Origin of the sequence: Brevundimonas sp. (assembly GCF_035627475.1) — a bacterium.
GTDB lineage: Bacteria > Pseudomonadota > Alphaproteobacteria > Caulobacterales > Caulobacteraceae > Brevundimonas.
Genome location: NZ_DASPLR010000017.1, coordinates 23,687 through 29,944, shown reverse-complemented (window position 1 = coordinate 29,944; position 6,258 = coordinate 23,687). Strand labels below are relative to the sequence as shown.

Here is a 6,258-nt window from a genome sequence, read left to right as displayed (position 1 = left end):
GCGCCTCGGCGATACCCTGTTCGGGCGCCTCCTCCGCGGGGGAAGGCGCGTCCTCGTCCCAGTCGAGCAGGGGGTTGGCCTCGACGGCCGCGGCGATCTCCTGCTCGAGCTCGGCGCGGGACAGCTGCAGCAGGTGGATCGCCTGGCGCAGCTGCGGTGTCAGCCGGAGCTGCTGGCCCAGCGCGACCTGGAGGCTGGGCTTCATCGCGCCGCTACAGGCGGAACGCCTCGCCCAGGTAGACGCGGCGCACGTCGGGGTCGGCGAGCAGCGCGTCGGGCGCGCCCTGCGCGAGCACCGCGCCCTCGTTGAGGATGTAGGCGCGGTCGCAGATGCCCAGCGTCTCGCGCACGTTGTGGTCGGTGATCAGCACGCCGATGCCGCGGTTGCGCAGGTGGGTGACGATGCGCTGGATCTCGCCGACGGAAATCGGGTCCACGCCCGCGAAGGGTTCGTCGAGCAGCATCAGCCGCGGCCGCGCGGCGAGCGCGCGCGCGATCTCGACGCGGCGCCGCTCGCCGCCTGACAGCGCCAGCGACGGCGTGCGACGCAGATGCGTGATCGAGAATTCCGCAAGCAGGTCGTCGAGCAGGGTCTCGCGCCGCTCCGGGTCGGATTCGACGACCTCGAGCACGGCGCGAATGTTCTGCTCGACGCTGAGGCCGCGGAAGATCGACGGCTCCTGCGGCAGATAGCCGACGCCGAGACGCGCGCGGCGATACATCGGCAGATCCGTGATGTCGGTCCCGTCCAGCCGGATGTCGCCGTAATCGGGCGCGATCAGGCCGGTGATCATGTAGAAGCAGGTCGTCTTGCCGGCGCCGTTGGGGCCGAGAAGGCCGGCGACCTGGCCGCGCTCGACGTGCAGGGAGACGTCGCGCACGACCTGACGCTGGCCGAACGAGCGGGCGATGTGCTCGACGCGCAGGCCGGTGGGGCGCGGCGCCTCGGCCGCCGCCTGTTCCGGAGCGGCGTCATGGACGTTGAGGGCTGAGAGTTCCTTGCGCGCCACTGGTCAGGCCGAGCCGGGGCTCAGGTCCCGCTGCGTTCGGGGTAGAAGACGCCCTGCACGCGCCCGTTCTGGCCGCCGCCGTCCATTTCGGCCGCCTCGGTGCGGGTGTTGTAGGTCAGCCGGCCGCCGGTCATGACGTTCTCGCCCTGGGTCAGAATCACGTCGCCGGTCAGGACGATGGTGTCGTTGGCGGGGGTATAGACGGCCCGGTCGCCGCGGATGGTCTGCTCCGGGGTGACGAAATAGACGTTGCCGGTGGCCTCGACCCGGGTGAGGTCGCCGTTGGAGACGCCGGCCTCCACGCGGTCCGCCCGGATGCGGTTGTCGCCCTGCGTCAGTTCCGCCCGGCCCCGCAGCGACAGCGCCGTCGGCGTGCGCGACACCTCGTCGGCGCCCCACATGATCGGCTGTCCGCTCTGGAAGCTCTGCGTTCCGCCCACGCTGGGCACGGCCGCGAGGGCCAGGGCGATCGCCGCCGTCGTCAGGGTTCTGGTCATGCTCATCCGTCCGACCTCGCGGCGTTGATGGTCCCGCGCACCTTGTTATCACCCGAGCCGCTGAACACGACCCGCTCGCCCTGTTCATAGATCGCATAGGACGAAGCGGTGACGGTTCCAAGGGGGCCGGAGCCCTGGACGCCCTTCGAACCGGTGACGATGCCCGTTTCGGTGTCGACCACCGCCTCCGGCGTGACCAGGGTGAAGCCGGAGCCGCCGTCGGAGATTCGCACGTTCGGGCCGATGGTGACGGTCTTCGCCGCCTCGTCGTAGACGCCGCCGTCGGCGGTCAGGGTGGTGACCTTGCGGCCGCCGAGATTGAGCCGGAGCGCCGGGCCGACGAGCCGGAAGCGGCCGGTCTCCGCATCCCGGACGGCGCGTTCGAAGCCGACGACGAAGCTGCGGCCCTGGGCGTCCTGGCCGAGGAAGCGGGACTTTTCGAGGGTGACCTCGCGCGAGGCGCCCTGTTTGCGCTCGACATCCGAGATGACGCTGCGCAGCACGATCCAGCTGACGGTGCCGCCGGCCAGCACGACGATGGCGACCGGCAGGATGCGGCGCAGCAGCTGCACGCGGCGCGAGCGGGCGCGGAAGGCCCTGGCCGTGGCGGCGATGCGGGCCTCGTCCGCCTGGTCGCGCATGTCGGCGGGATCGGTCATCAGGTGTGCGCGAAGATGTCCATCTCGTCCCAGCCGGCGAGGTCCAGCGCGGACCGTGTCGGCAGGAAGTCGAAGCATTTGCGGGCCAGTTCCATCCGCCCCTCGCGGACCAGCATCTCGTCCAGGCGGGCCTTGACGGCATGCAGATAGAGGACGTCCGAGGCGGCGTACTCCAGCTGGGCGGGGCTGAGCTCGGCGGCGCCCCAGTCGGAGCTCTGCTGGGCCTTGGACAGGTCGACGCCGGCCAGTTCGCGGACCACGTCCTTGAGCCCATGGCGGTCGGTGTAGGTGCGGGCCAGCCTGGAGGCGATCTTGGTGCAATAGACCGGCCGGGTCTCCACCCCGAGGTGGAGCTGGAACATGCCGATGTCGAAGCGGCCGAAGTGGAACAGCTTGAGCACCGCCGGGTCGGTCAGCAGCCGCCTCAGGTTCGGGCAGTCGTAGCCGGGGCGGCGCATGCGCACGACATGGGCGTCGCCGTCGCCCGCCGAGAGCTGGACCACGCACAGGGGATCGCGGCGGAAGCGCAGGCCCATGGTCTCGGAATCGATCGCGACCTCGGGGCCGAGGTCGAGGCCGTCGGGCAGGTCGCCCTCGTGCAGGAATACGGTCATGCAGTCGGTCTCGGCAAAATCATCAGGCCCTCAAGTAGCCTCTCGCCGCGCGAGAGGCGATAGGGCCAAACAGAAACGGCGCCGCATCAGGGATGCGACGCCGTTTCGAATAGTGGCGCCCTCGACGGAGGGACGCCTTCAAATATGGTGCCCAGAAGAGGACTCGAACCTCCACGGCCGTTAAGCCACTGGCACCTGAAGCCAGCGCGTCTACCAATTCCGCCATCTGGGCCCAGACGTCTTCGCGCTTGCACGCGTTTCCGTCCGGAAGGCGCGGACCCTTAAGGCAGCCCCCGGGGCGGGTCAACAGGCTTTTGTCCTGTTTGCGTTGCAGCCGTGGTGGCCATCGTCTAATCCCCGCGCCGAGGCCGGTTTCCGCACCGGCCGCCCCGCCTCTGGAGACTGTCATGAGCGAAGCTGCGCCCGGCCTGATCACCGTCTTCGGCGGCTCCGGCTTTGTCGGCGGCCAGGTCGTCCGGGTTCTGGCGCGGCGCGGATGGCGCATCCGCGTGGCCGTGCGCCGCCCCGACCGCGCCTGGAAGCTGCAGACCTCGGGCCATGTCGGCCAGATCCAGGCCGTCCGCTGCGACGCCACTGACCCGGCGCAGGTGGAGGCGGCGCTGCAGGGGGCGGACGCCGCGATCAACCTGATCGGCATTCTATATGAGGCGGGCAAGCGGTCGTTCGAGGCGATGCACGTCGAGGCCGCCCGCAACATCGCCGTCGGCTGCGCCGCCGCCAGGATCGACCGGCTGGTTCATGTGTCGGCGATCGGCGCCAATCCCGAGAGCGGGTCGAAATACGCCCTGACCAAGGCGGCGGGGGAGATGGCGGTGCGCGAGGCCAAGCCCGACGCGGTCATCGTGCGGCCCTCCGTGGTGTTCGGCGCCGGCGACAGCTTCCTGAACAAGTTCGCCGCCATGGCGTCCATATCCCCGGCGCTGCCGCTGATCGGCGGCGGCAAGACCCGCTTTCAGCCGGTCTATGTCGGCGACGTGGCCGAGGCGATCGCCCGCGCGGTGGAGCGGTCCGATGCGGCCGGACGCACCTTCGAACTGGGCGGACCGGAGGTCATGACCTTCGAGGACATCCTGAAACTGATCCTGCGCGAGACCCGGCGCCGGAACGGCCTGATCCCCCTGCCCTTCTTCGCTGCGCGGGGCATCGGCTCGCTGGCCCAGCTGAGCAGCATCGTCGGCATCGCCCCCGTCCTGACCCGCGACCAGGCCGTCAGCCTGGAGACGGACAATGTGGTCGCGGACGGCGCCGAGGGCCTGGCGGAGCTGGGAATCGAACCGACCGGTATCGAGGCGATCGCGCCGGCCTACCTGTGGCGCTACCGGCGCGGCGGGCAGTTCTCGGAGCGTCCGGCGGACACGGCCGCCACCGTCCAGGCCTGACGACTCAGGCGTACAGCCACATCCCGAGCAGGCCCAACGTCCCGACGAGGATGCGCCAGGCCGCAAAGGGAGCGAAGCCGTAGCGGCCCACGAAGTCGATCAGGAAGCGGACGATGAACAGGCCGCTGACGAACGAGACGACGAAGCCGATGGCGATGACGCCGGCGACGTCGGGGGTGATCAGATCGCGGCTCTCCCAGAAGTCGAGGCCGAAGGCGGCGACCATCGTCGGGATGGCGAGGAAGAAGGAGAACTCCGCCGCCGCCCGCTTCTCGACGCCCAGCAGCAGGCCGCCGACGATGGTCGCGCCGCTGCGGGACACGCCCGGGATGATCGAAAGGCACTGGAACAGGCCGACGCCGAGCGCCGTCTTCCATGAGAATTTCATGGCGTCATGTTCGCGCGGGACCGGAGCCCAGCGCTCAAGCGCGATCAGGGCCAAGCCGCCGAGGATCAGGGTCACGCAGACGATGGTGGTGTTGAACAACACCTCCTTGATGAAGTCATGGAACAGCAGGCCGACGATCGCCGACGGAACGAAGGCCAGCAGCACCGACACGGCGAACATTCTGGCCGCCGGATCCTTGCCGGGCAGGCCGATCAGGACCTTCCACAGGCGTTTGAAATAGAGGGCGACCACGGCGAGGATGGCGCCCAGCTGGATCATGACGATGAAGGTGTCCCAGGGCTCGTCGCCGAGCCCGAGCGCCTGTTTGGCCAGCAGCAGGTGTCCCGTCGAGGATACCGGTATGAACTCGGTCAGTCCCTCGACCAGACCAAGAATGATCGCCGCCAGCCAATCCGCCATCCGCGTCCCCGATAAAGGTCAGGCGGATCAGTTCGCGCCCGGTTCAGGACCCACATAGCGCAGGCGCGCCCGGATAGGCGAGCCGTTCGTCGTCTGGTCGAGCGCATGGGCCAGCAGCCCCGCCAGCCGGCCGATCATCAGCAGGTCGGCGGCGGCGTCGCGCGGCAGCTCCAGGCGGCGGGCGACGGCGACCAGGGCGAGGCCGAAGGTCGGGGCGCGGCCGGTCATCTGCTCGCCCTCGCGCATGGCCCGGGCGAGGTCTTCCGGCAGGCCGACAGCCTGCAGAAGGGCGGCGGCGCGCGGATCGCCGCGGGGCCAGGCCGGATCGCCGAAGCCCGACAGGACACCGGCTTCGTGGGCCCGCCGCGCGGCGTCGGCGGCCTGACGACGGACGGCGACCACCCAGGCCGAGGCGCGGGCCAGGTCGATGATCCCGGACGAGCCCGCCAGCGTCGCCAGGCCGGAGAGGGCGGCCCCGGCCGGCGACGCACCGCCATCGGCCGCGGCCCTCGTCGCCAGGGCGGGGGCGTCGAGGCCGGCGTCGGCCGACAGCACCAGGGCGCGACGGATCAGATGGGCGTCGCTCTCGCGCACCTTCCACGCCCGGGCCAGCCGCTGGTGCAGGAACAGGCGCGGGCCGGAACCGGCCACGGCGTCGACCGCCTCGTCCAGCACCCGGGCGCATTCGACGCGCAGGGCCTCGGCCGACCGCGCCTTGAGTTCCGCGTCCTCTTCCGCCCGGCGGGCAAGGGCGGCGAACAGCCGGCCGCGGGCCGAGTGACCCGGCGTGGCGCCGACACGCGGCCGCACCTCCGCGAACGGATTGGCCGAACGCGCGTCCCACAACAGACGCGCCACATCCTCCAGCGTCGCCGCCTCGGCCAGCTGGCCCGCGTCCATGCCGCGATAGAACAGCCGCCCCTGGGCGCTGATCGACACCGCGGAGCGGAGCTCGAACTCGGCGTCGGCCGACTCCTCGGGCGGCGGCAGCCACTGGCCGATCTCGCCCGCGGCGGCCGGTTCATCCCCGCTCAGCCGCATGATGTCGGCGACGGCGTAGAGGCTGCGGCGCGGATCGTTTGGGTCGGGCCGGGCGGCGATGCGGCCGCGGCTGACATAGGCGTACAGCGTCTGGGCCTTGACCCCCAGCCGGGCCAGAGCCTCGCCGCGTCCGATCCAGCGGCCGGCCTGCGATGCCGTCTCTGCCGACTGCATGTCGACTCCGAAAGACCTGACGGACTTTGAGAGTCCATCCGGCAACCAGCATGGG

Annotated in this window: 7 protein-coding genes, 1 tRNA gene and 1 pseudogene; 1 reads left to right on the top strand and 8 read right to left on the bottom strand. The window is 70.7% G+C overall.

Translation table 11 applies throughout. The annotated features are described in order from the left end of the window. The 6 genes and pseudogenes from VEA62_RS04375 to VEA62_RS04350 all read right to left on the bottom strand — a co-directional run. Positions 1-205 (bottom strand): annotated as a pseudogene (locus VEA62_RS04375) (RNA polymerase sigma-54 factor); the annotation flags it as partial. 7 nt (positions 206-212) lie between these two features. Then, positions 213-926, bottom strand: a complete 714-nt coding sequence (lptB, locus tag VEA62_RS04370) for an LPS export ABC transporter ATP-binding protein (protein ID WP_414641818.1) — start codon at positions 924-926, stop codon at positions 213-215. A 104-nt stretch (positions 927-1,030) separates the two neighbouring features. Beyond that, complete coding sequence (locus VEA62_RS04365) at positions 1,031-1,507, bottom strand: LptA/OstA family protein (RefSeq protein WP_324818898.1); 477 nt, start codon at positions 1,505-1,507, stop codon at positions 1,031-1,033. Between the two features lie 2 nt (positions 1,508-1,509). Beyond that, a complete protein-coding gene (gene lptC / locus VEA62_RS04360) occupies positions 1,510-2,166 on the bottom strand; it encodes an LPS export ABC transporter periplasmic protein LptC (protein ID WP_324818896.1) in 657 nt (218 codons plus the stop codon). Continuing rightward, on the bottom strand, positions 2,166-2,780 hold the full coding sequence (locus VEA62_RS04355; RefSeq protein ID WP_324818892.1) for a ribonuclease D: 615 nt from the start codon (positions 2,778-2,780) through the stop codon (positions 2,166-2,168). Before VEA62_RS04355 ends, lptC begins: the two co-directional genes overlap by 1 nt. A 145-nt stretch (positions 2,781-2,925) precedes the next feature. Next, positions 2,926-3,012, bottom strand: a tRNA-Leu gene (locus VEA62_RS04350). Positions 3,013-3,187: 175 nt separating this feature from the next. On the opposite strand from VEA62_RS04350, the gene VEA62_RS04345 reads away from it, so the two are divergent. Further along, positions 3,188-4,180: a complex I NDUFA9 subunit family protein gene (locus VEA62_RS04345; RefSeq protein WP_324818890.1), complete on the top strand. Its 993-nt coding sequence runs from the start codon at positions 3,188-3,190 to the stop codon at positions 4,178-4,180. 4 nt (positions 4,181-4,184) lie between these two features. Here VEA62_RS04345 and VEA62_RS04340 read toward each other — a convergent pair whose 3' ends face one another. Both VEA62_RS04340 and VEA62_RS04335 read right to left on the bottom strand, forming a co-directional pair. Next, a complete protein-coding gene (locus tag VEA62_RS04340; RefSeq protein ID WP_324818888.1) occupies positions 4,185-4,988 on the bottom strand; it encodes an undecaprenyl-diphosphate phosphatase in 804 nt (267 codons plus the stop codon). A gap of 27 nt (positions 4,989-5,015) precedes the next feature. Beyond that, on the bottom strand, positions 5,016-6,203 hold the full coding sequence (locus tag VEA62_RS04335; RefSeq protein ID WP_324818885.1) for a citrate/2-methylcitrate synthase: 1,188 nt from the start codon (positions 6,201-6,203) through the stop codon (positions 5,016-5,018). Positions 6,204-6,258 lie beyond the last annotated feature (55 nt).

Bases quoted from the DNA above. Each gene is read 5' to 3' on its own strand.
- VEA62_RS04335 (WP_324818885.1), bottom strand. From the start codon at position 6,203: ATGCAGTCGGCAGAGACGGCATCGCAGGCCGGCCGCTGGATCGGACGC.
- VEA62_RS04355 (WP_324818892.1), bottom strand. From the start codon at position 2,780: ATGACCGTATTCCTGCACGAGGGCGACCTGCCCGACGGCCTCGACCTC.
- VEA62_RS04345 (WP_324818890.1), top strand. From the start codon at position 3,188: ATGAGCGAAGCTGCGCCCGGCCTGATCACCGTCTTCGGCGGCTCCGGC.
- VEA62_RS04340 (WP_324818888.1), bottom strand. From the start codon at position 4,988: ATGGCGGATTGGCTGGCGGCGATCATTCTTGGTCTGGTCGAGGGACTG.
- VEA62_RS04365 (WP_324818898.1), bottom strand. From the start codon at position 1,507: ATGACCAGAACCCTGACGACGGCGGCGATCGCCCTGGCCCTCGCGGCC.
- lptC (WP_324818896.1), bottom strand. From the start codon at position 2,166: ATGACCGATCCCGCCGACATGCGCGACCAGGCGGACGAGGCCCGCATC.